Annotated in this window: 23 protein-coding genes and 2 tRNA genes; 5 read left to right on the top strand and 20 right to left on the bottom strand. The window is 69.7% G+C overall.

Features of this window, described 5'->3' with window-relative positions:
• Positions 1-13: 13 nt before the first annotated feature.
• The 9 genes from AB0I83_RS05880 to AB0I83_RS05840 form a co-directional block, all read right to left on the bottom strand.
• Positions 14-86, bottom strand: a tRNA-Ala gene (locus tag AB0I83_RS05880).
• 147 nt (positions 87-233) lie between these two features.
• Positions 234-467, bottom strand: coding sequence for a hypothetical protein (locus tag AB0I83_RS05875; RefSeq protein WP_356534792.1), 234 nt, complete (start codon positions 465-467; stop codon positions 234-236).
• 424 nt (positions 468-891) lie between these two features.
• Positions 892-964, bottom strand: a tRNA-Ala gene (locus AB0I83_RS05870).
• Positions 965-1,080: 116 nt separating this feature from the next.
• Complete coding sequence (locus tag AB0I83_RS05865; RefSeq protein WP_356534796.1) at positions 1,081-1,734, bottom strand: histidine phosphatase family protein; 654 nt, start codon at positions 1,732-1,734, stop codon at positions 1,081-1,083.
• A complete protein-coding gene (rsfS, locus tag AB0I83_RS05860) occupies positions 1,731-2,162 on the bottom strand; it encodes a ribosome silencing factor (protein ID WP_356534790.1) in 432 nt (143 codons plus the stop codon). Before rsfS ends, AB0I83_RS05865 begins: the two co-directional genes overlap by 4 nt.
• Positions 2,163-2,231: 69 nt before the next feature.
• A complete protein-coding gene (locus tag AB0I83_RS05855) occupies positions 2,232-3,989 on the bottom strand; it encodes an LCP family protein (protein ID WP_363303749.1) in 1,758 nt (585 codons plus the stop codon).
• 19 nt (positions 3,990-4,008) lie between these two features.
• On the bottom strand, positions 4,009-4,626 hold the full coding sequence (gene nadD / locus AB0I83_RS05850) for a nicotinate-nucleotide adenylyltransferase (protein WP_356842118.1): 618 nt from the start codon (positions 4,624-4,626) through the stop codon (positions 4,009-4,011).
• A gap of 38 nt (positions 4,627-4,664) precedes the next feature.
• Positions 4,665-4,826: a hypothetical protein gene (locus AB0I83_RS05845; protein WP_329228767.1), complete on the bottom strand. Its 162-nt coding sequence runs from the start codon at positions 4,824-4,826 to the stop codon at positions 4,665-4,667.
• Between the two features lie 84 nt (positions 4,827-4,910).
• Positions 4,911-5,063: a hypothetical protein gene (locus AB0I83_RS05840; protein ID WP_356534783.1), complete on the bottom strand. Its 153-nt coding sequence runs from the start codon at positions 5,061-5,063 to the stop codon at positions 4,911-4,913.
• Between the two features lie 111 nt (positions 5,064-5,174).
• Between AB0I83_RS05840 and AB0I83_RS05835 the strand changes: the two genes are divergently transcribed.
• Positions 5,175-6,323, top strand: a complete 1,149-nt coding sequence (locus tag AB0I83_RS05835) for a M48 family metallopeptidase (RefSeq protein ID WP_356534781.1) — start codon at positions 5,175-5,177, stop codon at positions 6,321-6,323.
• Here AB0I83_RS05835 and AB0I83_RS05830 read toward each other — a convergent pair.
• From AB0I83_RS05830 to proB, 5 genes are all read right to left on the bottom strand, one after another.
• Positions 6,256-7,377 (bottom strand): hypothetical protein, encoded by a 1,122-nt coding sequence (locus AB0I83_RS05830; protein WP_363303747.1) that lies wholly within the window; start codon positions 7,375-7,377, stop codon positions 6,256-6,258. The genes AB0I83_RS05835 and AB0I83_RS05830 overlap by 68 nt on opposite strands.
• Positions 7,378-7,899: 522 nt before the next feature.
• The gene (locus tag AB0I83_RS05825) at positions 7,900-8,541 is read right to left on the bottom strand and encodes a hypothetical protein (protein WP_363303746.1); all 642 of its coding nucleotides are present in this window, start codon (positions 8,539-8,541) and stop codon (positions 7,900-7,902) included.
• Positions 8,542-8,617: 76 nt separating this feature from the next.
• A complete protein-coding gene (locus AB0I83_RS05820) occupies positions 8,618-9,901 on the bottom strand; it encodes a glutamate-5-semialdehyde dehydrogenase (RefSeq protein ID WP_363303745.1) in 1,284 nt (427 codons plus the stop codon).
• A 97-nt stretch (positions 9,902-9,998) separates the two neighbouring features.
• Entirely contained in the window at positions 9,999-10,484 is a 486-nt protein-coding gene (locus tag AB0I83_RS05815) for a hypothetical protein (protein WP_363303744.1), read from the bottom strand.
• Positions 10,485-10,614: 130 nt separating this feature from the next.
• Positions 10,615-11,733: a glutamate 5-kinase gene (gene proB, locus AB0I83_RS05810; RefSeq protein WP_356534772.1), complete on the bottom strand. Its 1,119-nt coding sequence runs from the start codon at positions 11,731-11,733 to the stop codon at positions 10,615-10,617.
• A 272-nt stretch (positions 11,734-12,005) separates the two neighbouring features.
• Between proB and AB0I83_RS05805 the strand changes: the two genes are divergently transcribed.
• Positions 12,006-13,430: a polysaccharide pyruvyl transferase family protein gene (locus tag AB0I83_RS05805; RefSeq protein ID WP_356842127.1), complete on the top strand. Its 1,425-nt coding sequence runs from the start codon at positions 12,006-12,008 to the stop codon at positions 13,428-13,430.
• A gap of 34 nt (positions 13,431-13,464) precedes the next feature.
• Here AB0I83_RS05805 and AB0I83_RS05800 read toward each other — a convergent pair whose 3' ends face one another.
• The 6 genes from AB0I83_RS05800 to rplU all read right to left on the bottom strand — a co-directional run bounded on the left by AB0I83_RS05800 (position 13,465) and on the right by rplU (position 21,219).
• On the bottom strand, positions 13,465-14,700 hold the full coding sequence (locus AB0I83_RS05800; protein ID WP_363303743.1) for a glycosyltransferase family A protein: 1,236 nt from the start codon (positions 14,698-14,700) through the stop codon (positions 13,465-13,467).
• 229 nt (positions 14,701-14,929) lie between these two features.
• Positions 14,930-17,032, bottom strand: a complete 2,103-nt coding sequence (locus tag AB0I83_RS05795) for a hypothetical protein (RefSeq protein ID WP_356534767.1) — start codon at positions 17,030-17,032, stop codon at positions 14,930-14,932.
• A 227-nt stretch (positions 17,033-17,259) separates the two neighbouring features.
• Positions 17,260-18,759: a bifunctional cytidylyltransferase/SDR family oxidoreductase gene (locus tag AB0I83_RS05790; protein ID WP_363303742.1), complete on the bottom strand. Its 1,500-nt coding sequence runs from the start codon at positions 18,757-18,759 to the stop codon at positions 17,260-17,262.
• 291 nt (positions 18,760-19,050) lie between these two features.
• Complete coding sequence (obgE, locus tag AB0I83_RS05785) at positions 19,051-20,487, bottom strand: GTPase ObgE (protein WP_363303741.1); 1,437 nt, start codon at positions 20,485-20,487, stop codon at positions 19,051-19,053.
• Positions 20,488-20,626: 139 nt separating this feature from the next.
• Complete coding sequence (rpmA, locus tag AB0I83_RS05780; RefSeq protein ID WP_014045902.1) at positions 20,627-20,884, bottom strand: 50S ribosomal protein L27; 258 nt, start codon at positions 20,882-20,884, stop codon at positions 20,627-20,629.
• A gap of 14 nt (positions 20,885-20,898) precedes the next feature.
• Complete coding sequence (gene rplU / locus AB0I83_RS05775) at positions 20,899-21,219, bottom strand: 50S ribosomal protein L21 (protein ID WP_015577124.1); 321 nt, start codon at positions 21,217-21,219, stop codon at positions 20,899-20,901.
• A 362-nt stretch (positions 21,220-21,581) separates the two neighbouring features.
• On the opposite strand from rplU, the gene AB0I83_RS05770 reads away from it, so the two are divergent.
• From AB0I83_RS05770 to AB0I83_RS05760, 3 genes are all read left to right on the top strand, one after another.
• Positions 21,582-22,193, top strand: coding sequence for an acyltransferase (locus tag AB0I83_RS05770; protein ID WP_356534761.1), 612 nt, complete (start codon positions 21,582-21,584; stop codon positions 22,191-22,193).
• A 159-nt stretch (positions 22,194-22,352) separates the two neighbouring features.
• Entirely contained in the window at positions 22,353-23,951 is a 1,599-nt protein-coding gene (locus AB0I83_RS05765; protein ID WP_363303740.1) for a hypothetical protein, read from the top strand.
• Positions 23,952-24,063: 112 nt separating this feature from the next.
• On the top strand, positions 24,064-25,236 hold the full coding sequence (locus tag AB0I83_RS05760; RefSeq protein WP_356534758.1) for an acyltransferase: 1,173 nt from the start codon (positions 24,064-24,066) through the stop codon (positions 25,234-25,236).
• Positions 25,237-25,270: the final 34 nt, after the last annotated feature.

Raw genomic sequence — 25,270 nt, 5'->3', positions numbered from 1 at the left:
CGCTTCTTCACTGTGGAGCTAAGGAGAATTGAACTCCTGACCTCCTGCATGCCATGCAGGCGCTCTACCAACTGAGCTATAGCCCCGTGTTGTCCGCCACCCGGTTTCCCTGGCGACATCGAGAACATTACACGGTCCCCCCGGCCCATCAAAAATCGTTTCCGGCCGGGCTGGGGCCTCTCGTTCGGATCATGCTGGGCTCCTGGGGCCCGGTCGGCTCCGGCCGGCCCTCGTCAGGCGGTGGCGAAGGAGTAGAACCGTTTGAGGGTGCAGTGCTCCTCCAGGAGCCGCCCGTAGATGGGTTCCCCCTCGAGCTCCCGGTACGTCTCGATGGCGTCGCCTTTTATGATCAGCGCCTGCGCGCACTCCTCGCACCAGTACTGGAACTCGGCGTTGACGGGGTCCATGTCCCTGACGATGGGCGTACCGCTGCCGCACCAGTCGCACTTCCGCCTGTGTGCACCCATACGGTCAGCTCCGACTGTGGCCGCAGGCCGTGCACGCGAAGGAGTTCATCCGATGGGTGACGGATCCGCCGGCCGCGATGCGGTCACGGGTCGCGACGGGGGCAAGAGGCAGGTCCGGGACCCGTACGCGGCTCTCAGGCATCGCGCTCCCTCCCGATCGGTCCGTCGCCCCCTCCGGCGCTCCGATTCTGCCATGGCCTCGCAAGGGGGTCAGCCCGACGACGGCCCCACCGCCCGCCTTTGGCCTGAAGGAAGGGCACCGGACCGGCCGACATGTCGGCGAGGAGGACCCCGGGCGCCCTGTCGCCCCTAGTGCCCAGCCGTGCAAGGCAGTTGCGGAGTTGCCCCCGCAGGGTGCCGTCGCCGTCCCCGCGTGACGGTAAAAAAAAGATCCCGCCCCCTGCCGGGGACGAGATCTTGACTGTGGAGCTAAGGAGAATTGAACTCCTGACCTCCTGCATGCCATGCAGGCGCTCTACCAACTGAGCTATAGCCCCGCTGTCCGCTGTGTTTCCCTGCGTTTCCGCGCTGCGAACAAGAGGAACTTTAGCCTGCGACCAGCCGGAAAGTGAAATCCGGTCCCTGCCACCCGCGGATGGCTCCCCGGCACCTGCTAGTCGTCGTCCCCGAGCACCGGTTCGGGGAGCGTTCCGGCGTTGTGTTCGAGCAGGCGCCAGCCGCGCGCACCCTCGCCCAGCACGGACCAACAGCAGTTGGAGAGTCCTCCGAGCCCTTCCCAATGGAGGGCCTCGAGTCCGAGCAGACGGCCGATGGTCGTCCGGATCGTGCCACCGTGGCTCACCACGACGAGCGTGCCCGCGTCGGGCAGCTTGCCGACGTGGTCCAGGACGACGGGAGCGGCCCGGTCGGCCACCTCGGTCTCCAGTTCGCCACCGCCCCGGCGCACGGGTTCGCCGCGCTTCCACGCGGCGTACTGCTCGGCGTACTGCTCGATGATCTCCTCGTGCGTGAGCCCCTGCCAGGAGCCCGCGTACGTCTCGCGCAGTGCCGAGTCATGTGCGACGGCGAGGCCGGTGACCGAGCCGAGCTCGGCGGCCGTGGCCGCGGCACGGCGCAGGTCGGACGCCACGATCGCGTCCGGCTGGAGCGAGGCGAGCAGCCGGGCGGCCCGGCGGGCCTGCCCGACGCCGGCCTCGGTCAGCTCGATGTCCGTGGAGCCCTGGAATCGCCGCTCCAGGTTCCACGCCGTCTGACCGTGACGCCAGAGGACGATCCTGCGGCCGCGGCCGCTTCCGCTGCTGTTCAGCTCTGCTCACCTTCCGCGCGACCGTTGAGCTGGGCGTGCTCCTCGGCCTTGCCCCGGGTCTTGAGCGCGTCCTCGGGAAGGGCGATCTCGGGGCAGTCCTTCCACAGTCGCTCGAGTGCGTAGAACACGCGCTCCTCGCTGTGCTGGACGTGGATCACGATGTCGACGTAGTCGAGCAGGATCCAGCGTGCGTCGCGGTCGCCCTCGCGGCGTACCGGCTTGGCGCCGAGCTCCGCCTGCAGCCGCTCCTCGATCTCGTCGACGATCGACTTGACCTGGCGGTCGTTGGGAGCCGAGGCCACGAGGAAGGCGTCGGTGATCGACAGGACGTCGCTGACGTCGTAGGCGATGATGTCGTGCGCGAGCCGGTCGGCTGCCGCCTGGGCAGCGGCGTTGATGAGCTCGATGGAGCGGTCCGTGGCGGTCACATGCAGGCTTTCGTCGGCGGTCAGATCAACCCCTAGGGTCTCACGGACCGCCGACAGCCCTGACGACGTCTACTCCGGGATCTTGTAGTTCTGTCCGAGTACGACGGACACGTCGGCGTTCGCGGCGGGCTTGCCCTTCTGCACGGCGCTGTCGGGCAGGCCCAGGGTCTTCGCGACCTCGACCGCCTTGGCCTTTTCCTCCGGTGTCCCGTAGACCACCGAGGACGACACCGCCGTACCCGCCTTGCCGCTGTCGACGAAGGCGTAGCCGCCGTTGACCAGCTGGACCCTGGCGCTCTCCGTGCCGCGGGTGCTGCCCGTGGCGTTCTTGATCCCGACGCGTACCGCGGCGCCCTGGTCCGGGGCCTTCACCTTGCCGCCCAGGACGTCCTTGACGACGCTCTCGGTGGCACTCTCCGTGAGGGTGCCGTCCTCCTGGACCGGGAGCACCTCCGTCTTGTAGTCACCGACCTTGGCGTGTCCGGCGAGCTTCGCCAGCGAGGCGCCCAGGTCCCGCTCCGGCAGGGAGGGGTCGAGGATCTGCGCCAGCGTCTCGATGGTGAGCGTCGCGGCCTTTGGGTCCTCCGACAGCTTGCGCAGGACGCTCCGCATGACCTGACCGAAGCGGGTGAGCTGCTTGGCCTCGGACTCCCCCGGCCCCTGGTAGGTGGCGTACGCGACGGCCATCTGGCCGCTCAGGGTCTGGGCCTCGCCCTTGTTCACCAGGGGCGCGGCGCCCTTCTCGGTGGCGGGTACGGCCGTGTCGGTGTCGACCTCGATGTTGCCCACCAGCTCGACGAGGTTCTCGAGATAGGGGGTGTCGAGCCGCCAGGTCCCGCTGATGCTGGTGCCGAGCAGTGTGTCGATCGCCTCGCGGGTACCGGTGGACCCGTCGTCGTCGACGGACTTCCCGAGGGTGGTGGTGGAACCGTCGTCCCCGGCCACGGCGAGCGAGTTGGGCAGCAGGACCGTGGTCCCCTGTCCGGTGGTGACGTTGTCGACGAGCAGCGCCGTGGAGGTCCCGCCCTTCTTGGTGTTGTGCAGATGGACGACTATGACGTCCCTCTTCTGCGGACCCGTCGCCGCGGCACTCTGCTGGTCCTTGCCCGCGACTCCCGGGATCTTTCCGGCGAACCAGAGGTAGCCCGCACCGCCGACGACCACGAGGGCCACGACGACTATCAGCGCAATCATCCGGTTGTGCCCGCGCCGGCGTGCCTCCTCGCGCCGCTCGCTGCGGCTCTCGGTGAACTTCAGCCAGTCGATGACGTCCTCGGAGTCCTCGTCGGGCTCCTCGATGAACGCGAACTGCTCGGTGCCCGGCTCGCCGTCGGCGCGGCGCGGGCCCGAGACGGCTGAGGTGTCGGCCTGCGGCTCGGGCTCGCGGCGCTGCTCCGGAAACGGCGGTGCCGCAGCGGCTGCCGGGGGTGACGGGGCAGGGGTGACGGCCTGGGCGGGGGCGGCGGCCCACTGCTGGGTGGAGTCGTCGACGGCGGGCTGCCGGCCGGTGTCGTAGCCGTATGCGCCGTAGCCGTACCCGTATCCCTGCCCCTGCCCCTGCTGGGCCGGCTGCTCCTGCTGGGTGTACTGGGCGGCGTACGGGTCGTACTGCTGCTGCGTACCGGCGGCGTACGGGTCGTAGCCGTAGCCCTGCTGAGGCTGCCCGGGCTGCTGCTGGGTGTACGGGTCGTACTGCTGTTGTTCCTGCTGCCCCTGCTGCCCCTGCTGCCCCTGCTGCTGATAGACCGGCTGCCCGTACTCGTCATAGCCGATGATCTGCGGCTGTTGCTGGTAGTACGGGTCGTACGGGTTCTGTCGGTCGGTCACAGGTGCCCCTCTCCGTGGCTCATTCGCCGCGGTACAGCTGGCGCTTGTCGATGTAGCGGACGACGCCGTCCGGCACGAGATACCAGACCGGCTCGCCCTGCGCGACCCTGGCGCGGCAGTCCGTGGACGAGATCGCCAGTGCGGGCACCTCCACCAGCGAGACGCCGCCCTCGGGAAGTCCGTCGTCGGTCAGCACGTGACCCGGCCGGGTCACACCGATGAAGTGGGAGAGCGAGAAGAGCTCCTCGGCGTCCCGCCAGGTGAGGATCTGGGACAGTGCGTCGGCGCCGGTGATGAAGAAGAGGTCCGCGTCGCCGTGGACCCTGCGCAGGTCCCTCAGCGTATCGATCGTGTACGTCGGACCGCCACGGTCGATGTCGCTGCGGCTCACCGAGAACTGCGGGTTGGACGCGGTGGCGATGACCGTCATGAGGTATCGGTCCTCGGCCGGGGAGACCTGCTTGTGGCTCTTCTGCCACGGCTGTCCGGTCGGGACGAAGACGACCTCGTCGAGATGGAAATGGGCGGCCACTTCACTGGCCGCCACCAGGTGTCCGTGATGAATCGGGTCGAAAGTCCCGCCCATCACGCCGAGTCGGCGCTTGCCGCGGCCGGTAGGCACTTCCTGCTCTCCCATGCGTGCAGACCCTACTGGCACAGCTGTTCGCCTCTGCCTCAGCGGTCTCGGTTGAAGCGGGTGGTGATCCACAGCAGGAGGAGCAGCACGACGAACGCGCCGCCACCGGTGAGGTACGGGCTGAGGCTTTCGTGGTTCCCACCCTGCTCGCCTTCGGCGGCGAGGGTGACCAGCTGGTGCGCGGTGCTCGAGAGGCTCATCTTCTGCGGGACCTATCCATCGGGAATCTGGAGGGAGACGTCGCGCACATCGTATGCGGGCGCCGCGGGCACGCTCACGCCGACTCAGTCGTTGTTGTCGTCGTTGCGGTATCCGCGCAGCAGGAACCAGGCGAGCAGGGCTGCTCCGACGAGCGAGACCAGGAGCACGACACGGAGCGTGTTGCCCGGCCCCTGGTCCTCGGACACGGCGGCGAGCAGTACGGCGGTGTGCGGCATTCCGGGCGCTCCTCAAAGTTATCCACAGCCCCCCGCACACCGTAGCGCCAGCACATACGCTGGCTTTTGTCAGGGGGACGAGAGACGTCTCGTACGAAACAGGGGGCATCCATGACCGACACCGGCCACGATGACGTGCCGAGCAGGCAGCGCAAGCGATTCCCGGGCATCTCGTCCCGGGCCTACGAGCACCCGGCGGACCGCTCGGCCCTGGTGGCCCTGCGCAGGCTGAGTGGCTTCGACACGGTCTTCAAGGCACTCAGCGCCCTGCTGCCCGAGCGCAGCCTGCGGCTGCTCTTCCTGTCGGACTCCGTCCGGGTGAGCGACGCCCAGTTCGCGCACCTCAACGACATGCTGCGGGACGCCTGTTACATCCTGGACCTGAAGAAGGTCCCGCCGATGTACGTCAGCCAGGATCCGCAGCCCAACGCCATGTGCATCGGTCTAGACGAGCCGATCATCGTGGTGACGACCGGGCTGGTGGAGCTTCTCGACGAGGAGGAGATGCGCGCGGTCGTGGGCCACGAGGTGGGCCACGCCCTGTCGGGTCACGCGGTCTACCGCACGATATTGCTCTTCCTCACCAATCTCGCGCTCAAGGTGGCGTGGATCCCCCTGGGCAACGTAGCGATCATGGCGATCGTGACGGCGCTGCGCGAGTGGTTCCGCAAGTCGGAGCTGTCCGCCGACCGGGCCGGGTTGCTGGTGGGCCAGGACCTGCGTGCGTCGATGCGCGGCCTGATGAAGATCGCGGGCGGCAACCACCTCCACGAGATGAACGTGGACGCCTTCCTCGCCCAGGCCGACGAGTACGAGAAGGGCGGCGACCTGCGCGACTCCGTGCTCAAGATCCTCAACGTGCTGCCCCGGACGCACCCGTTCACCACGGTGCGGGCGGCAGAGCTCAAGAAGTGGTCGGAGACGCGGGATTACCAGCGCGTCATGGACGGCCACTACCCCCGGCGCGACGAGGACAAGGACGCCTCGGTGACGGACTCCTTCCGGGAGTCCGCCGCCCACTACGCGGACACGGTGCGCACCAGCAAGGATCCACTGATGAAGCTCGTCGGTGACATCGCGGGTGGCGCCGGCGATCTCGGCGGCAAGCTCCGGGACAGATTCACCGGAACGGCCGGTGGGGGCACGGGCGGCGCCGGTGCCGCCGGGAAGAGCGGGGGCACCGCCTCGGACACTACGGACGGCTCGGAGGGGACCTGGCGGCGTCCGGACCCCGAAGAGGGTCCGGGGACCGGGAGCTGACCACCAGAGCGCCGCAGAGTGCCGCTTTGGGCACTCCCGTGGCGTAGGGATCGGTCCCGGCCGGCCCCCGGGTGTCCGCCCGCTCGCCCGCGAGGAGCGGGCGGAAGGTCCCTGCCATGTCGGCGGAGCAGGACTGCGGGCCGGCCTGGACGTAGGCGCTGCGGACCTCGAGCCGGTGGAGCCTGATGTCCTCCCGGTCGAGAAGGAAGCGCAGCACGCGGCGCACGGTGAACATCGAGGCTTCGTCGGCCCGGTGGGGGCCGGACACGGCGGGACGCAGCATGTACGTGAAGGTGTGGTCGGACACCACCTCCAGGGTGTCCGCCCCCGCCTCCGCGTAGGCGAAGGTGCCCTGGACGCGGATCTCGGGGTCCGCCAGTGCCACCTCGGCGGGGTCGAAGCGCACCAGCCAGCCGGTCGCCATGTGCTCGCCGTCGTCGGACGGTGAGTCCACGCTCCGGTCGAACTGGGCCGTCTGGTCCGGGTCGAGGAGTCGCCCGACCGGCCGGACGACTCCGCCGGTGAGCACGTCGGGGTCGAGCGAGGATCCCACCAGGTAGTCCTTGACCGTGGTCAGGGCGATGGTCACCTGGCTCTCCGAGAAGTTCTTCGTCCGCCGTACACCCGGGAGGTTGATCCCCGAGGCACCCGTCCGGAATCCCGCGGCCGGGCCGTCGTCGAGGAGCGTCTCGGTGGTCCCGCCGGGTACCGGACCCTGGGGGGCGAGCGGGACGACGGTCGTCTGCAGTGGTTCCGCCCGCCGTGCCACGGGGGTCGGGTAGGGGTTGCGGAAGCCCATGTAGACGGCGGTGGCGAAGGCCAGGGCGATCAGCACGACGAGAGTGATGCCGGCCCTGGAGCGGTGCCGTCGGGTGACCCGGCCGGGGCGGGAGCGTACGGCGCGAGCCGGTTCGCCCATGCGCTCCCGGGCAGAGAGCTCCTGCAGCCGGGCTGCGCGCACAAACGATTCGTCGAAGACGAGGGAGCGGTACTCGTCGTCCCCGCCCGAAGGGTTCTCGGGCGGCCCTTCCGGCGGTTCTCCACGGCCTCTCATGGCTTCTCCCGATCTCCGCGCCACCGGCGGCGAGCGGTGGGGACCCGCCTCAGCCGGGCGGCTGCGGGCGGACCTGTCCGTCACGGGTTCGACGCATGGCCCTCTCCCCGGAGACGGGGACGGGAGGAGGGGTCACAGGGTCATACCTTCAGATTGGGTCGATCCTCATCAAGGTAAACGCCCCGCAGGTGGGAGCGCAGTCGGAAGCCCCGCTGTTACGCCACCGGGCTCACGGTCCGGCCGCGCGCAGGCAGACGCCCGGCTACCCCGTGCCCGGCCGGGGTGTGACCCGCGCCCGGCCGCGGTGAGCGGCGTTGGGCCGTCCCACGTATCCCGGCACACCGGCCACCGCACCGCGCTCCACACGGCAGCCCCACGCACGCCACACACAGGCTGTTCCCAGGCACCCGACATGCCGGCGGCGCGCACAGGCATCATCCCGGTCGGCCGCATCCCGGCCGCGCCGAGCGGGCCGCACCTGGTGGCGCGGCACCCGCAGACCGGTCCCGCCGCGCTCGGAGTTCAGGGGGTGGGCGGGACGGCGGAGACAGCCGCGCGGGAGCGGTCGGCGGCGGTCGAGGGCAAGGCAGACGTCGAGGGCGAGGCAGAGGCAGAGGGGCCAGGCCCCGACCCCGGTTTGTCCACGCCGCTCGTCGCCGGGGGCGGCACCTGGTCCTGCCGGTTGTTCGCCGCACCGCGGTAGACGGCGCTGAAGGCCAGCGCCACCATCCCGATGCCCATCAGCAGGGCGAGCAGCCAAGCGACCGGCCTGTGCCACCGCGCCGTACCGCGGTAGGGGCGCAGGGCGCCGCCGTGGGGCCCGTAGGGGCCACCTGGGTCTTCGTGGGCGCCGTCCGGGTCATCCGGATCACCGAATCCGCCGAAGGCCCTCTCGCGGCCGTACGCGCCGTCCGGCCCGTAGCCGTCGTCGTAGAGATCGTCGTCCATGGCGCCGCCGCCCGAACGCGCCCTGCTCGCCTCCGCCTCGGCGCGGGCCTGCGCGGCTGCGAGGAGGCGCTCCACCGCGGTGGGCTCATGGATCTCGGCGGATCGCACGAAGTCCTCGTCGAACACCACGGAGGCGAAGTCCTCGTCCGCGCCCCCGCGGTCGTCGTCTGGCTCGCGGCCGTCCGGAAACGGCCTGCCCCCCACGTCGTCCGGCACGGATTCAGCGTAGCCGCGGCGGGGCGTTTTGGGCAGAGAGCCCACAAAATCACCCGCCCCGCCGTATGGAGTGCGGCTACCTGATGTGGCCGTCGCCGGTGACGATGTACTTCGTCGACGTGAGCTCCGGCAGCCCCATGGGGCCACGGGCGTGCAGCTTCTGCGTGGAGATGCCGATCTCGGCCCCGAACCCGAACTGACCCCCGTCCGTGAACCGCGTGGACGCGTTCACGGTGACCGTCGTGGAATCCACCAATTGGGTGAACCGGCGGGCCGCCGCCTGCGAGGTGGTGACGATCGCCTCGGTATGGCCGGAGGACCAGAGCCGGATGTGCGCCACGGCCCCCTCCAGTGATTCCACGACGGCTGCCGCGATGTCGTAGGAGAGGTACTCGGTCTCCCAGTCCTCCGGGGTCGCCGGCACCACGGTGGCCTTCGATCCCTCGGCGTACGCCAGCACCCGCTCGTCGCCGTGCACCGTCACGCCGGCCGCGCCCAGCGCGTCCAGGGCCAAGGGCAGGAACTCCTCTGCGATGTCCTTGTGGACCAGGAGGGTCTCGGCGGCGTTGCACACGCTCGGGCGCTGCGCCTTGGAGTTGACCAGGATCTCGACGGCCATGGCGAGGTCGGTCTGCGCGTCGACGTACACGTGGCAGTTGCCGGTGCCGGTCTCGATGACGGGCACGGTCGACTCCTCCACGACCGTGCGGATCAGGGAGGCGCCGCCGCGCGGGATCAGCACGTCGACCAGCCCGCGGGCCCGCATCAGTTCGCGCACGGAGTCGCGGTTCTCCCCCGGCACCAGCTGCACCGCGTCCGCCGGGAGGCCGGACCCGCCCACCGCGTCACGGAGCACCCGTACGAGCGCGCTGTTCGAGGCGTACGCCGAGGACGAGCCGCGCAGGAGCACCGCGTTGCCCGACTTCAGACAGAGCGCGGCCGCGTCGACCGTCACGTTGGGCCGGGCCTCGTAGATGATGCCGACCACCCCGAGCGGCACCCGGACCTGACGCAGGTCGATGCCGTTGGGAAGGGTGGAGCCCCGGACCACTTCGCCGACCGGATCGGGCAGTGCGGCCACGTCGCGGGCGTCCGCGGCGATCGCGCGGATCCGCTCCGGGGTGAGCGTGAGCCGGTCGACGACGGACTCGCTCGTCCCGGCCTCCCGGGCCCGGGCGACGTCTTCGGCGTTGGCCTCGACGATCTCGCTGGTGCGTACCTCGAGCGCGTCCGCGATCGCCAGCAGCGCGTCGTCCTTCGCCGCGCGCGGGAGTGGCGCGATGTCGTCGGCGGCGGCGCGTGCCCGGTAGGCGGCCTGGGCGACCGGGGACATGTTGTCGTACGGCGAAAGCGTGGTCATGCCCGCAGGGTAGTGCGCACACCGAGGGCGTCCGTCACGTATCCCGTGATGCGAGACGGGCGTCCCGGTGCCCGTGCACCCGGTCCGGTATGCCCGGTCAGTACGGGTGCACCCCGACCGGAGCCGCCGGTGGCGGACCGTACCCCTCGGCGACCCGCAGGTGGTACGTCTGCCGGTCGATGACCTCCAGGCCGACGATCTCCCAGGGTGGGAGCCCGGCACTGGAACGGTGCTCGCCCCACAGCCGCAGCGCCACCGCCGCGGCGTCGTGGAGGTCCCGGGCCTCCTCCCAGTAACGGACCTCGGCGTGGTCGTTGGCATACCTGCTGGTCAGCAGAAAGGGGTGGTCGTGCGCAAGCTGTTCCAGTCCGCGTCTGACCTCGCTCAGCGGCGTCTCGCGGCCGGAGACGCTGAGGGTGATGTGCCACAGCCTGGAGACGTTCCGTCCGCCGTCCGTCACCACCGGTTCCTGCTCGGTGGTCCGGTCGGCGGGCGCGTCGGCGAAGTCGGCTCCCGCTCCGACGCTGGTCAGAGCGCGGCTGCCCGTCCCGCGGGGGAACGCCCCCGGGCGCGGTCGTCTCACCGGCGGCCTCCTGTGAATGCGTAGCTGCACTTACCCCTTTGTGTCCCCGTGACAAAGTTGACCAGCCCGGAGCGGGGTATGGGGCGGTTTTCGTGAAGGTCTCCGCCCGAAGGCTGGACTTTCAGCCGATTCAGGTGCCCGGGTGGGGCATCAGGACGACGAGATCGTCCCTGTGTACGACCTCCCGCTCGTAGGCGGGGCCCAGCTCTCGCGCGAGGTCGCGGGTGGACCTGCCGAGCAACTGGGGGATCTCCTTCGCGTCGAAGTTGACGAGGCCACGGGCGACCGCACGGCCGGCGGGGTCGCGGAGCTCGACCGGGTCACCCGCGGAGAACTCTCCCTCGACCCCGCTGATCCCGGCGGGCAGCAGGGACGTGCGGCGTTCGACGACGGCGCGCACCGCGCCTTCGTCGAGGATGAGGGCTCCCTGGGGGGTCGAGGCGTGGGCCAGCCAGAGCAGCCGGTCGGCCGAACGGCGCCCCGTGCGGTGGAAGTACGTGCCGGTGTCCCGCCCCGCGAGGGCGTCGGCCACCCGACTGGCGGACGTGAGTACCACCGGGATTCCGGCGGCAGTCGCGATCCGCGCGGCCTCGACCTTGGTGACCATCCCTCCGGTGCCGACGCCGGACCTGCCCGCGCTGCCGATGACGATGCCGTCCAGGTCTGCCGGCCCGCTCACCTCCGCGACACGGGAGGTGCCCGGCGTGCTCGGGTCCCCGTCGTAGAGGCCGTCGACGTCGGAGAGGAGGACGAGGAGGTCGGCGTGGACGAGATGGGCGACGAGCGCGGCGAGCCGGTCGTTGTCACCGAACCTGATCTCGTCGGTGGCCACCGTGTCGTTCTCGTTGACTACGGGGAGTGCGCCCATCTCCAGGAGTTGGTCGAGCGTGCTGTAGGCGTTGCGGTAGTGGGCCCGCCGGCTCGTGTCGTCGGAGGTGAGCAGTACCTGCCCGACCCGGACGCCGTAGCGGGCGAAGGACGCGGTGTAGCGGGCGACGAGCAGCCCCTGACCCACACTTGCGGCGGCCTGCTGGCGCGCCAGGTCCTTGGGCCTGCGGACGAGTCCGAGTGGGGCCAGCCCGGCCGCGATGGCGCCGCTGGAGACGAGGACGACCTCACGCTCCCCGCCGCTCCTGACCTTGGCGAGCGCGTCGACCAGCGCGTCGACCCGGTCGGCGTCGAGACCGCCCGCGGCCGTGGTGAGCGAGGACGATCCGACCTTGACGACGATCCTGCGGGCCCCCGTCACGTCCGGCCTCGGCCCCGTGTCCTCACCGGAGGGTGAACGGAGTGCGCCTTCGGATTCCCTTGCCCCTGACACGTACGCCCGTCCCCATCACGTCGTCCTGCGCGGTTCCCCTCAATCTACGCGAGGGGCGGGACCTGCACCGAGTCGTCTCAACTGCTGTCACAGCAGGGATCCACTTCGGTCCGGGGACTCGCCTTCTCGTTCCGACATGCCCACGAATAGAGTCATTTACGTAATCTCCACGGACCGTTCATCGGGCTACCCTCTTTTACGTGACTGATGAACCCACCCGCCAACGGCGCATTCTTCTCCGATCAGGCAAAAGCCCCTTCGACGTGGCCTCGCTCGAACAGTCCCTCGACAGAGACGTCTTCGCCACCAACGCGGGCAACCTGATCTTCAGCGACGCGTCGCACAAGATCCTTACAACGCCGCGGGCGGAGGTCTTCTCCAACGGCATCCGTACGGATCCGTCGGCGGCAGGTCGCATCAACGAGGAGTTCGACGTGTTCGTCGTACCCCTGGCCAACGCCTTTCGTCCGACCTTCGAGCGGCCTCTGAAGCGGATGACGCAGCTGATCAAGAAGCTGCGCATCCCCGTGGTCGTGCTGGGTGTCGGCGCGCAGGCCGATCTGAAGTACGACGCGTCCCGGTTGAAGGCGATGGAGCCGACCGTCAGGGAATTCGTCACCGAGGTGCTCAACCGCAGCGCGTCCATCGGGGTGCGGGGAGAGTTCACCGAGCAGTACCTGAAGAGCATGGGCTTCCGTGACGTGGAGGTCATCGGCTGCCCCTCCATGTTCATGAACGGCGACACGTTCCAGCTCGAGAAGAAGTCGGAGTCGCTGACCGCGGAATCCCGCATCTCGGTGAACGGCTCGCACAGCGCCGTGCGTTCGCACGGTCTCGACGCCATCATCCGGCAGGCCCACGAGCGCTATCCGCACCTGCGGTTCGTCGGGCAGAACCTCCTCGAGGCACAGCTGCTGCACTGGCGCGAGACGGGGAACCCGATCGGCGCCCAGACCTCGATGCCGACCCATCCGTCCCACCCGATGTACCGCGAGGGCAAGGTCCGGCTCTATGTGGACCCGGCCACCTGGATCGACGAGCTACGCGCGTTCGACTTCTCGTTCGGCTCGCGCATCCACGGCAACATCGCGGCGCTGCTGGCCGGTGTCCCGAGCACCGTGCTCTGCAGCGACTCCCGGACGCTGGAGCTCTGCCGGTACTTCGGCATACCGCACCGCAAGATCTCCGAGACGCCCAGGAACATCGACCCCGCGGAGCTGTACGAGGCGGCCGACTTCGGCGAACTCGTGAACGGCCACAAGGAACGGTTCCTGCGCTTCACCGGCTTCATGGAGAAGAACGGGCTGGAGAACACCTTCCACCACGGTGACGGCGGCGCGGCCTTCGACGCGCAGCTCTCCAAGCTCGCCCTCCCGCCGGCCGTGCGCCCGTGGACCGACACCGATCCCGACTCCATGAGCAGCCGCTTCAGCTGGATGCAGAGCCGGATGGACGAGCTGGCCTCGCAGAACGCGCTGCTGCGCGGCCAGCTCGAGGCGAAGGCCGGTCATGTCGCCTTCAAGGTGCAGGCCGGTGAGGGCTCGGCGGCATGGCCCTCCGCCTACCGCCGCGCCCGGCGCGTGGTGGGACGTCCGGTCCGACGGCTGCTGCGCCCCGAGCAGTAGGGAGTGACAGTCCGCTGCCGCGGCGCGCACCGCCTCAGACCTTGTGGGCCCGCCGCGGCACGTGCAGGGTGGCCCGGGCGGTCCTGCGCGCCTTGCCGACCAGGCGGCGAGCGAAGGCGGCAGTGGACTGGCGCCCCGGCACCTCGACCCGCTTGCCGCCGATCCATTCGGTCACGGTGAGCTCGTACGCGGAGTACGGCAGGCTCTCGCCGAAGTGGGGGTAGACGAGGTACAGCCGGCCCCGGAGCCCCTTGCGGACCCTCCTGGGCTTCTTCTCGTCCTTCATGAACCGCAGGATGTCCAGCAGCAGGTCGAGCCTGCCCATCGACAGGCAGATGAGGCGCAGCCGCTCGTGGACCTTGAGGCGGCGGCCCAGCCCCGCCGACCAGTAGGCCTTGACCAGAGGGGCGGCCAGTTCCATCTTCTCCTGCCGCACCTCGTCGGACTGGCGCAGCAGCACGGGACCGAACTGCGGGAGGAGGGTGATGACGAACGGCCGGACCATGAGGGCGTCCCGCTTCGGGCCGGGCGGGACGTGCGTGGCGATCAGGGCCATGAGCGCCCGGGCAGAGTCGAAGCGCAGCCGGTAGCTGCCGCTCTTCGTCACGTGCTTGCCGTCGTCCCGGCCCACCAGGTAGTAGCAGGTGTAGTCGGCCACTACGGAGACGCCCGCGCCCCTCAGGTACGCCTCCATGGTGAAGAGCGCGTCCTCACCCGTCCTGAGCTCCTCGTCGAAGCGCATCCCGAGCCGCACGAGCAGGTCGCGCCGGAACAGCTTCTGGGCGCTCAGGGTGAACTTGATGTTGGAGGAGTAGAGATCGGCCCGCTCGGCCGTCTTCTTCCACATCGACTTCGCGGCACCGCGGTTGACTCCGACGACCTTGCCCAGCACCACGTCCGTACCGGCCCGGTCGCCCATCGCGACCATCCGTTCGAGGGCCTCCTCGCCGAAGTAGTCGTCCGCGTCGAGGAAGAAGACGTACCGGCCGCGGGCGAGCCCGAGACCGACGTTGCGGGGGCCGCTGGGACCGCCGGAGTTCTCCTGGCGGACGACACGCATGTCGATGGAGGTCCGGGCCGCGAACTCCTCCAGGTACTCCCCCGTACCGTCCGTGGAGCCGTCGTCGACGGCGACGATCTCGATGCGGCCGGCCGGGAGGGTCTGCGCCGCGACCGAGTCCAGGCAGCGGATCAGGTACGGCATCGCCTCGTAGGCACCGATGACGACGGTCACATCCGGCACGTCGACGTCTACTGCGTTACTGCTCATTTCTCCCCGGTTCGCACATTTCTGCATTTGTCAGGAGAAACGATAGAACGCAGAGGTCCACCGCGTTCTGTGCACGGACACGCCGAACGGCCCGTACGTTCCCCTCCCTGAGGAGGAGACGGACGGACCGTCGGAGAGGTTGCGTCGCCAACCGGACGACTTTCGAACAACTACGTGACAGCGGGATTACATCCGGCGTTCGCCGCCGTTCAGGTGCGGCTGGCGGCCGTCAGTGGATCGTGGAGGGCCCCGCACCGATCTCGGCGTCGGCCTCCGAGGTGGCCGGTACGTCGGGGTCCACCGCCGCCTCCGCCTCGGCGACGAGCTCCGCCGCACCGTCGCCGACACCGCTGGACGCGGCCTCGGGATCGGGCAGCGGCGCGGCCTGCTGCTCCCCCACACGCTGCGCGACGCCCAGGTTGCGCGCCTCGGCCTTGGCCGCGAGCGCGTGCACCGCGGCGTTGAACTGCTCCATCGAGGTCGGCTCGTCCGGCCCCAGCAGGTAGCTCTTCAGCTCGTGACGGGCCGCAGCCAGCGGGTCGGCGGCCGGGGCGGCGACGGCGTCCAGCAGCCCGCCGATCTCCTCGGCACCGTTGGAGAGGATGACGGCGGCCCGCACGGCGGTGTTCTGCCGCCTGAACTCGTCAGCGCCGAGCTCGGCCGAGTCGGTGACCGCGTACGGCTTGCCGCTCGCGATGAAGTCGGAGACGACACTGGAGATGTCCGAAACCATCGCGTCGGACTGGTTGAAGCAGTCGTACAGCTTGGGCTGAGCACCGGTCACGGTCTTGTGCTCCCACCAGCCGAAGGAACGCCAGTAGGCGTCGTTCCACTCGGCCCGCAGGGTGGCGGTCTCCGCCTGGCGGGCCGGGTCGGCGAGCGCGACACGCGACTCCTCCGACTCGTCGCCGCCACCGCGGCCGGGCTTCGCGAGCTCGGCCAGCCTGGCCTCGACACGGGCCAGCTCCGCCTTGGCCGCGCGCTGTCCGGCCACGGCGGCCGAGGCCTCCTTGACCCAGCGCGGGTCGGCGGCACGTTCCTGCGCGGCCTTGGTGAGCAGCGCCTGGATCCGGGCGTTGACGGCCTTGGCCTTCGCGCTGCGGATGCCGGTGAAGGGGTGCGGCTTGTAGATGACCCGGACCGGGTTCTCGGCCCTGAGCAGTCCGCGGACGATGTTCTCACCGGCGAGCAGCAGCGAGGTGTTGCCCGGGTTGTCGTCCCAGCCCTCCCAGGTGGGGGCGTACAGCACCGTCGGGACGGGGTTCTTCGTGGCGCCGGTCCAGCTCTCGATGGGCGCCAGCTGCGGGCGTCCGACCTCGACGATGTCCTCGTCACGGATTCCGACGTCGGCCAGGGCGTAGCGGTCCCGGCCCGCGCGGCCGGCCGTCCACACCTCGTCGTACACCTTGGAGAACGGGTTGACGCTGGCCAGCTTGTCGCTGTCGCCGTGGCCGATGAAGACGTGCTTCATGGTCGGGACGCGGAGCATGTGGATGTTCTTGCCGACGTTGGCCGGATACAGGCAGACCCGGACGGTGGAGAGGTCGAGGTTCATCAGGTGCGTGCCCGCGGGCACGCAGACCACGGGTACGGAGGTGTCCGCGAGCTGCGCGACGAGGTTCCGCTCGCGCATGACGATCAGCGGGCGCCCCTCGACGGCGGCCATGGTGTCGAGCCACATGTTGCCCTGGTAGGCGGACTCGTTGGAGCCGGAGAAGTAGAGCACGACCGTCGGCTGGTACTCGCCCAGCCAGGTGTCCAGGGCCTTCAGCACCGCGGGTGCGGAGGGTGCCCGCCTGTTCCGGCGCAGGTAGGGGATCAGCAGGGCGTTGTAGAGGGCGGCCAGCACCAGCGTGACTCCGGCGCCGACGTACCCGATGACGTCCTCGCCGGTGCCGGCTGCGATCAGGACGCCGATCACCGCGGGCAGGTCGAGGTGGAGCATCTTCTCGCTGGAGCGGTGCAGCAGTGCGCGCGGCGGCGCGTCGGGGATGCGGACGGCGTGCAGGTCCACGTTCCGGGTGACGATCGGCAGGGTGCGGCGCAGCCGGATCAGTGTCGTCAGCGCGCCGTGCGGGGCCTGCAGGCCGTAGAAGACCAGGAAGCAGGCGACCGCGGCGAAGAAGAGCGGTTCCTCCGCGAGGTCCAACCGGGCCAGCAGCAGGATGATCATCAGCTGGCGGAGCAGGAAGCGGATGGAGAGCCCCGCCCGCACCTTGCCCAGCCTGTTGATCAGGTAGCTGCCGCGCTGGTGGAGGAAGAAGTCCGCGAGGTACGTGACAGCCGTGGCCGCCGCGAAGAACCAGATGTCGGGGAGAAGCGCGGCGATCATGACGCAGGGATATCCCAGCGTCATCAGTATTGCCGCTGCCAGTTCTGACCGGCTGCCCACACGGGCCAGGCGAATGGCTGTCGAAATCACGAAGAACCTGCTCCAGGGGGTGCCGGTTGTTTCACGTATAGAGGGAAATGTGAAGGTGCGGCTTCACGCAGTCGGGCCTTTGCGCACGCCGAATGGCGCACACAAAGGCCCGTAAAAAGTGCATTTGTCAAGAATTATTACACATCTTCTTGACGGTCCAGAACCGAGGCCAACGCCTGCTCGAATCCCGAGGCTTCGGACACGTCACGCGTCGGATCCTGCTGCCGTACGTCGATGACGTGGCCCGTCATCGCGGACAGGAGCACGTCGAGCGAGGTGCGCGCCACGGCCTCGGAGGAGAGCAGCGAGCCCTCCGGCTCCTGGCCGAACGCCTTGGTGCGCATGGGGGTCGCCGTGCGCTCCGGGTTCACACAGTTCACCCTGACGCCCTCGCCCGCCCACTCGTCGGCCAGCGCCTGCGTGAGGTTCACCATCGCGGCCTTGGTGGAGGAGTAGAGGCTGTACTCGGCGCGTCCCCGGGTGTAGCTGCTGGAGGTGTAGAGCAGCAACTGCCCCTTGGTCTCCGCCAGGTACTTGTACGAGGCGCGGGCGATCTGCACGGGGGCCAGGTAGTTGACGTTCAGCGCTTCCTGGATCGTCGCGGTGTCCGTCTCGGCCAGCTTGCCGATGCGCAGCACGCCCGCGGTGTTGATGACGTAGTCGATCCGGCCAGTCTCCGCGTACGCCTTGGAGAGCGCGTCGTCGATGTGCTCCGGGTTCTCCACGTGCGTGCCGGTGGTGGAGCGGCCCAGCGCGTACACCTTGGCGCCGTACCGCTCGGCCAGCGTCCCGATGTCGGCACCGATGCCGTACGAGCCGCCGAAGACCACCAGGGTCTTGTCCGAGAGCAGTTCGCGGTAGGCGGCCTCGTCGGCGGGGCGCGGGGCGGCGGTCGAGGCGAGCTGGAAGAGCTTGTCGGTGATGAAGACGTCGACCGGCTGCGTCACCTTCATGTTGTACTCGTCGCCCGCGACCACGTAGATCGGCACGTCGGGGAGGTAGCGGAGTACGACCGAACAGTCGTCCGTGGCCTGGAAGTTCGGGTCTCCGGCCGCGACGGCGTAGGCCTTGCGGATCGTGGAGAGCTTGAACGCCTGCGGGGTCTGGCCGCGGCGCAGCCGGGAGCGGTCCGGGACCTCGGTGATGAACTCGCCGTCGTCGCCGTGGGTGCGGGTGACGATGATCGTGTCCGCGGACGGGATGGCGACGTCGACCGCCTGGTAGCGGCCGAGGGCCTCGACACAGTCCTTGATGACCCGCTGTGACAGGAGCGGACGGACCGCGTCATGGAAGAGGACGTTGCGGTCCTCGCCCTCCGCGAGCCCTTCGCCGAGGGCCTCGATGGCTCGCTCGGTGGTCTCGTTCCGGGTGCTGCCACCCTCGATGACCCTGATGACCTTGGTCAGCCCGGCCTTGGCGACGATCTTCTCGACGTCGGGCACGAAACCGGGCGCCATCAGCACGATGACATCGTCGATGTCCTCGGCGTTCTCGAAGATGGTCAGCGTGTGCTCGATGACTGCCTTACCGGCGATCTTCAGCAGTTGCTTGGGGATCGCCAGACCCACGCGCTGACCGGTGCCACCGGCGAGCACGACAGCTGTGGTCCGGGGCTTGGCTTCAGGCGGCACAGACACAGACGACCTACCTTGCGACGACAGGGGGGAACAGCAGGATCGTCGCACTCTCCGTGACCGTCTCGCAAGGCGGACGTTTACCACCGCTCGCCTGTGGGAAACCCGCAGTTCACCGCCTGGCCAGGCAGATTGCGCCCTGCCGGGCCCGGAGCCGGAGTGACGGACTCCACAGACGAGTTACGCAATCCGCACATCATCGGCCGCCATACCGCCCGCTACCTGGCAGTTCTCTGTGAATCCGGCCGCCCCCGCCGGTGCGGGGACGGCCGTTCGGGACCTGGCCGCTTCGCCCTAGAAGGGGTCGAACTCGTCGTACTCGCGCTGTGCGTCGTCCAGGTCTGTCTCACGGTCCCTGCGGCGCTGCGCGGCGGGGCGCGGAGCCTCCAGGCGGTGGTCCTCACCGCGACGGCCCAGCATCTCGGCACCGGCTGCCATGCTCGGCTCCCAGTCGAAGACGACGGCGTTGTCCTCGGCACCGATGGCCACGCCGTCGCCGGCCTGGGCGCCCGCCTTGCGGAGCCCGTCCTCGACGCCGAGGCGGTTCAGCCGGTCGGCGAGGTAGCCCACGGCCTCGTCGTTGTTGAAGTCGGTCTGCCGGATCCAGCGCTCGGGCTTCTCGCCGCGCACGCGGTAGATGCCGTCCTCGTCCAGGGTGACCGTGAAGCCCGCGTCGTCCACGGCCTTGGGCCGGATGACGATCCGGGTCGACTCCTCCTTCGGCTTCGTGGCCCGCGCCTCGGCGATGATCCCGGCGAGGGCGTAGCTGAGGTCGTTGAGGCCCTTGTGCGCGATGGCCGAGACCTCGAAGACGCGGTAGCCGCGCGCCTCCAGGTCGGGGCGGATGATGTCGGCGAGGTCCTGGCCGTCCGGGATGTCGACCTTGTTGAGGGCGACGATGCGCGGGCGGTTCTCGAGGCCGCCGTACAGACGGAGCTCCTCCTCGATCATGTCGAGGTCGGAGACCGGGTCGCGGTCCGACTCCAGCGTCGCGGTGTCCAGGACGTGCACCAGGACGGAGCAGCGCTCGACGTGGCGCAGGAACTCGAGGCCGAGTCCCTTGCCCTGGCTGGCGCCGGGGATCAGGCCCGGGACATCGGCGATGGTGTAGACGGTGGAGCCGGCGGTGACGACCCCCAGGTTGGGGACGAGGGTGGTGAACGGGTAGTCCGCGATCTTCGGCTTCGCCGCGGAGAGCACCGAGATCAGCGAGGACTTGCCGGCGCTCGGGTAGCCGACGAGTGCGACGTCGGCGACGGTCTTCAGCTCCAGGACGATGTCCCGGCTCTCCCCCGGCTCACCGAGGAGCGCGAAGCCGGGCGCCTTGCGGCGGGCCGAGGCCAGCGCCGCGTTGCCGAGACCGCCGCGGCCACCCTGGCCGGCGACGAAGGTGGTGCCCTGACCGACCAGGTCGGCGAGGACTTCGCCGTTCTTGTCGAGGACGACGGTGCCGTCCGGGACGGGCAGGACCAGGTCCTGGCCGTCCTTGCCCGAGCGGTTGTCACCGGCGCCGGGCTGGCCGTTCGTGGCCTTGCGGTGAGGGTGGTGGTGGTAGTCGAGCAGGGTGGTGACGGACTGCTCGACGACGAGGATCACATCGCCGCCGCGTCCGCCGTTGCCCCCGTCGGGACCGCCCAGCGGCTTGAACTTCTCACGGTGCACGGAGGCCACGCCGTGGCCTCCGTTACCCGCGGCGGCATGCAGCTCGACGCGGTCCACGAAGGTGGTCATGGTTGGTGCCTCCAGGTACAGCGGAAAAATACGGAATGTCTCTAGTCGTAACGCGCCGAGGGCGGACCCGCTTCCCCGGTTACCGGGAAAGCTGAGATCCGCCCTCGGAAGGTGCTGTGCCGTCTCGCCGTTGCCTGATTCAGGCAGCGACGGGAACGATGTTCACGACCTTGCGGCCACGGTGGGTACCGAACTCCACCGCACCGGCGGTCAGCGCGAACAGCGTGTCGTCGCCGCCACGGCCGACGCCCGTGCCCGGGTGGAAGTGGGTGCCGCGCTGGCGGACCAGGATCTCACCGGCGTTGACGGCCTGACCGCCGAAGCGCTTCACGCCGAGCCGCTGAGCATTGGAATCGCGCCCGTTCCGAGTGGACGATGCGCCCTTCTTGTGTGCCATGTCTCCTCAGTCCCTTACTTCGCAGCCGCGGGGATACCGGTGACCTTGATCGCCGTGTACTGCTGGCGGTGACCCTGGCGACGGCGGTAACCCGTCTTGTTCTTGTAGCGAAGGATGTCGATCTTCGCGCCCTTGTGGTGGTCCACGATCTCGGCCTGGACCTTGATGCCGTCCAGCACCCAAGGGTCGCTTGTCACGGCGTCGCCGTCGACAACGAGCAGGGTCGAGAGCTCGACCGTGTCGCCAACCTTGGCGGTGGAAATCTTGTCAACCTCAACGATGTCGCCGACAGCAACCTTGTGCTGGCGACCACCGCTGCGCACGATGGCGTACACGCGGATCTCTCTCTCACTCGGAACGGATCCCCTGATGCCAGCCGCCCGCGCAGGCCGGAGCCCACGACAGTCCGGAAGGATGAGCGGCCTCCCCCGGGGACGGATCACCGGGAGGGATGTGCTCAGGGGGTAGGCGCACAGAAACACGCCGAGGGTCAAGATTACGGGGCGGGGGTGCGGGGGGTCAAACCGGGTCCTGGGCCACGGTCCGCGCCCGGACGGCATGCTCGGGGTACGGGTACCCGTCGCGGCAGGGTGCGAACGGCGCTCGCGGCCGTGCGGCACGGGCCACCCACGGGAGCCGTGCGCCGCCGGACTCGTATGCTCTCCTGGCAAGTCCGCCCGCCAGGAAGGCTCAGCACGTGAACTACAGGGTCCAGCCCACCGCCCAGGTCTCCGAGAGTGCCGAGATCGGGGACGGCAGCAGCGTCTGGGAGCTCGCCCAGATCCGCGAGGGCGCCAGGCTCGGCGCGGGCTGCGTGATCGGCCGTGGCGCGTACGTCGGCACCGGCGTGCAGATCGGCGACAACGTCAAGATCCAGAACTACGCCCTGGTCTACGAGCCGGCCGAGCTCGGGGACGGTGTCTTCGTCGGCCCCGCCGTGGTTCTCACCAACGACCACAACCCTCGCTCCGTCGACCCCGAGGGCAAGCAGAAGCGCGGCGGGGACTGGGAGGCCGTGGGCGTGACGGTCGCCGAGGGCGCCTCGCTCGGCGCGCGGTCCGTCTGTGTCGCCCCCGTACGCATCGGACGCTGGGCCATGGTCGCCGCCGGCGCGGTGGTGACCAAGGACGTCCCGGACTTCGGACTGGTCGTCGGCGTGCCCGCCCGCAGGATCGGCTGGGTGGGCCGCAGCGGCGTCAAGCTTGTCGAGCGGACCGACGAGCCGGGTGTCTGGGAGTGCCCGCAGACGGGCAGCCTGCACGACGAGGCGGACGGTGTGCTCGTGGAACGCACCGCCAGGGCGGTCTGAGCGACGGCTCACAGCACGTTCCGCCCCGGTGCCCGTACCCTGGGGGCGAACACGCTCGGAGGAGGGCACAAGCCCACCGAGTCGGTGGGCAGCGACTCTTCCGTTACCCGTGCCGAGCCCGTACGGTCCAGGTTCCTGACTCGAACGTGGAGCTTCGCTGTGCAGACACCTCGCCTCTCCGACACCCGCCTGGTCGGAATCGCACGCTGGGCCACCAACCGGATGGCGCACGTCAAGAACCCGGTCCTCGCGGAGCGGGTGCTAGGCGTGGCGAGTCATCGCATCCAGGACTCCAGGACCCGGGCCGACGTGCTGACCGAGGCCGCCGAGGCGAGGCTGGGCCTGGGATATGCGCCCCGCCATCTGACCCAGGCCTACGCGGCTGAACTGGTGTGCGCCGACGAGCACCACAAGGCGGGCCGGCGCAAGGCTGCCGCGGCGTCGGCTGCCAAGGCCCTGATACTCGCCTTCCACCGCGTCGCGCACCTCGACGGGACAACCTCGCCCCTCGCCACCGATCCGGCCCGCTTCACGGCTCCGATGCGCCGCAGCCGGACGCTGCGCGCCCTGCGGGCACCGCGCGGGCGCTCGGCTCCGGCGGCGGTGCCCCCGGAGAACCGGCCGCTGCGGCTCCTCTTCGTGCACAGCGGCAACGACAACTTCCTGCCGACGGTCATGGACCGTTACCGGCAGCGCCCCGATACCGAGGTCCGCGTTCTGAACACCGCGGCCGACCCGGTCACGGCCCCGCTGGCCAAGGGCATGGGCCGGATGATCGCCTGCGGCCTCGGGGTCCGGTCGGGAGGTTACGCCGACCGGACGGAAGAGGCTCTGCGTCCGCATCTGGAGTGGGCGGACGTCGTGTTCGTGGACTGGTGCACGGCCGCCGCCGCCTTCCTGACCCTCGTCGACCCCGGCACGGCCAGGGTGGTCGTACGCCTGCACAGCTTCGAGGCGTTCAGCTACTGGCCGCATCTGGTGGACTTCTCCCGCGTCGACGACCTGGTGTTCGTCAGCGAACACCTGCGGGATCTGGCCGTCGCCACGCTCCCCCGGCTGCGGGAGCCGGACGCACCGGCCACGCATGTCATCGACAACGCGGTCGACCTCACCCGCTTCGCCCTTCCGAAGAAGCCCGAAGCACGCTTCACCCTCGGCCTCGTCGGCGTCGGCCAGGTCGCCAAGGATCCCCGTTGGGCCCTGGAGGTGCTGCGCGTCCTGCGACGGAAGGACGACCGTTACCGGCTGCGCCTGATCGGCGGCCCGATGAACCCGGACGCAGGTCCTGCCCTCGCCCGCTATCACGCGGCGTACGCCGAGGAGTTGGCCCCACTGGTCGCGGCCGGGGCCGTGCACATGAGCGGGCACACGGACGACGTACCCGCCGAGCTGACCGAGGTGGGGCTGATACTCAGCACCTCCATCCGGGAGAGCTGGCATCTCGGCCTGGTGGAGGGGGCCGCGAGCGGCGCCGTCCCGGTGGTCCGGGACTGGCCGTTCTTCGCGGACAAGCCGCACGGCGCCCACTCGCTGTTTCCCCGCGACTGGGTGGTGTCCACGCCCCAGGAGGCCGCGGAACGGATCCTCGCGGTGAACGACACCGAGGAGTCCTGGCTCAAGGCCGGGCACGAGGCCTCGGAAGTGGCGATCTCCAGCTGGGACTGGGGCACCGTCGGCCCGCTCTACGACCAGCTGCTGCCGGTCGCGGAATCCGTCGGGGTCCCGGCCCAGCGGACCCAGCGGACACCCGTGGAGTGAGCGGCGACGGCCTGTCGTCCCGGGCCCTGGTCCCTGCGTCCCCGCAGGCTCCTTAGGATGTCCGGGCACGGCGCCCTCTTGAGGTGCCCGGTACGAATCTGACGAGGCCGACATGCCCCAGACCGAGGTCCAGGCGCCGAGCCGGCAGGCAACAGCCGCTCCGGCCGCGCAGGAGCCCCCCTCCAGGGCTCCCGCGCCGCGGCTGCACGCCCTGGACGCGCTGCGGGTCGTCGCGGCACTCGCCGTACTCGCCTTTCACTTCACCGGGGTTGACGCCGCTACGAAGGCGAACTGGGGCGTGAATCCCAAGGAGCTGTTCCCCTGGCTCTTCCCGGTGACCTCCTACGGCTCCTACGGCGTCCAGCTCTTCTTCCTCATCAGCGGCTTCGTGATCTGCCTGTCCGCCTGGGACCGGACCCCGGGACAGTTCGTCCGCGCGAGGTTCCTGCGGTTGTTTCCCGCGTACTGGTTCTCCGCGGCCGCTGCCTTCGTGGTCTGGCGCACGCTGCCTGACGGCTCTCGCACGGGCCCCAGCATCAGCGACTCGCTGACGAACCTGACCATGCTCCAGGTCCCGCTGTCCGCACAGCACCTGGTGGGCGCGTACTGGACGCTGTGGGCCGAGCTCACCTTCTACCTGATCTTCCTGCTGGTGGTCTGGAAGGGGCTCGACTACCGACGTGTCAGTGTGTTCTGCTGGCTCTGGCTGTTGGCGAGCGTGCTGATCCAGCAGAAGGACAACCAGGTCCCCGTCCTCGGAATCTTCGCCCAGCCGCTCAACACCGCCCTCTTCGTCGGCGGCATCGCGATGTACCTGATGTACCGCTTCGGCCCCGACCTCAAGCTGTGGGGTCTGCTCGCCGCGAGCTGGCTGGTCATGCAGAGCGATCTGGTCGAGCACGCCGACGGACTGCGCCACGATCGAGGAATGGACCGCCAGCCCTACGTCGCGCTGGCCCTGGTCACCGTCTTCTACCTGCTCGTCCTCGCCGTCGCGCTCCACAGGCTCGACCGGATCCGCTGGACCGGATTCGCCACCCTGGGCGCCCTCGTCTATCCCCTGTACCTGCTTCACGAAGAGCTCGGCTGGGCCCTGATCCGGAACCTGTACGGGCCCCTCGGTGCCTGGCCCACGCTACTGGTCACCACTGGCGCCATCCTGCTGGCGGCCTGGCTGCTGCACCGGCTGGTGGAGCGCCCCTCGCAGCGCTGGCTGCGCGCACGTCTGGAGCAGGAGGCACGCCGGGCCACGGACAGGGACCGTGCCGAGCGGGCCGCCTCCTGACGCGGGCGGCGGCGCACACGGCGGAGGCCCTCAC

It is taken from the genome of Streptomyces sp. NPDC049970 (genome assembly GCF_040660235.1).
GTDB lineage: Bacteria > Actinomycetota > Actinomycetes > Streptomycetales > Streptomycetaceae > Streptomyces.
The sequence above is the reverse complement of the archived record's forward strand: the minus strand, read 5'-3'. Positions and strand labels throughout refer to the sequence as shown.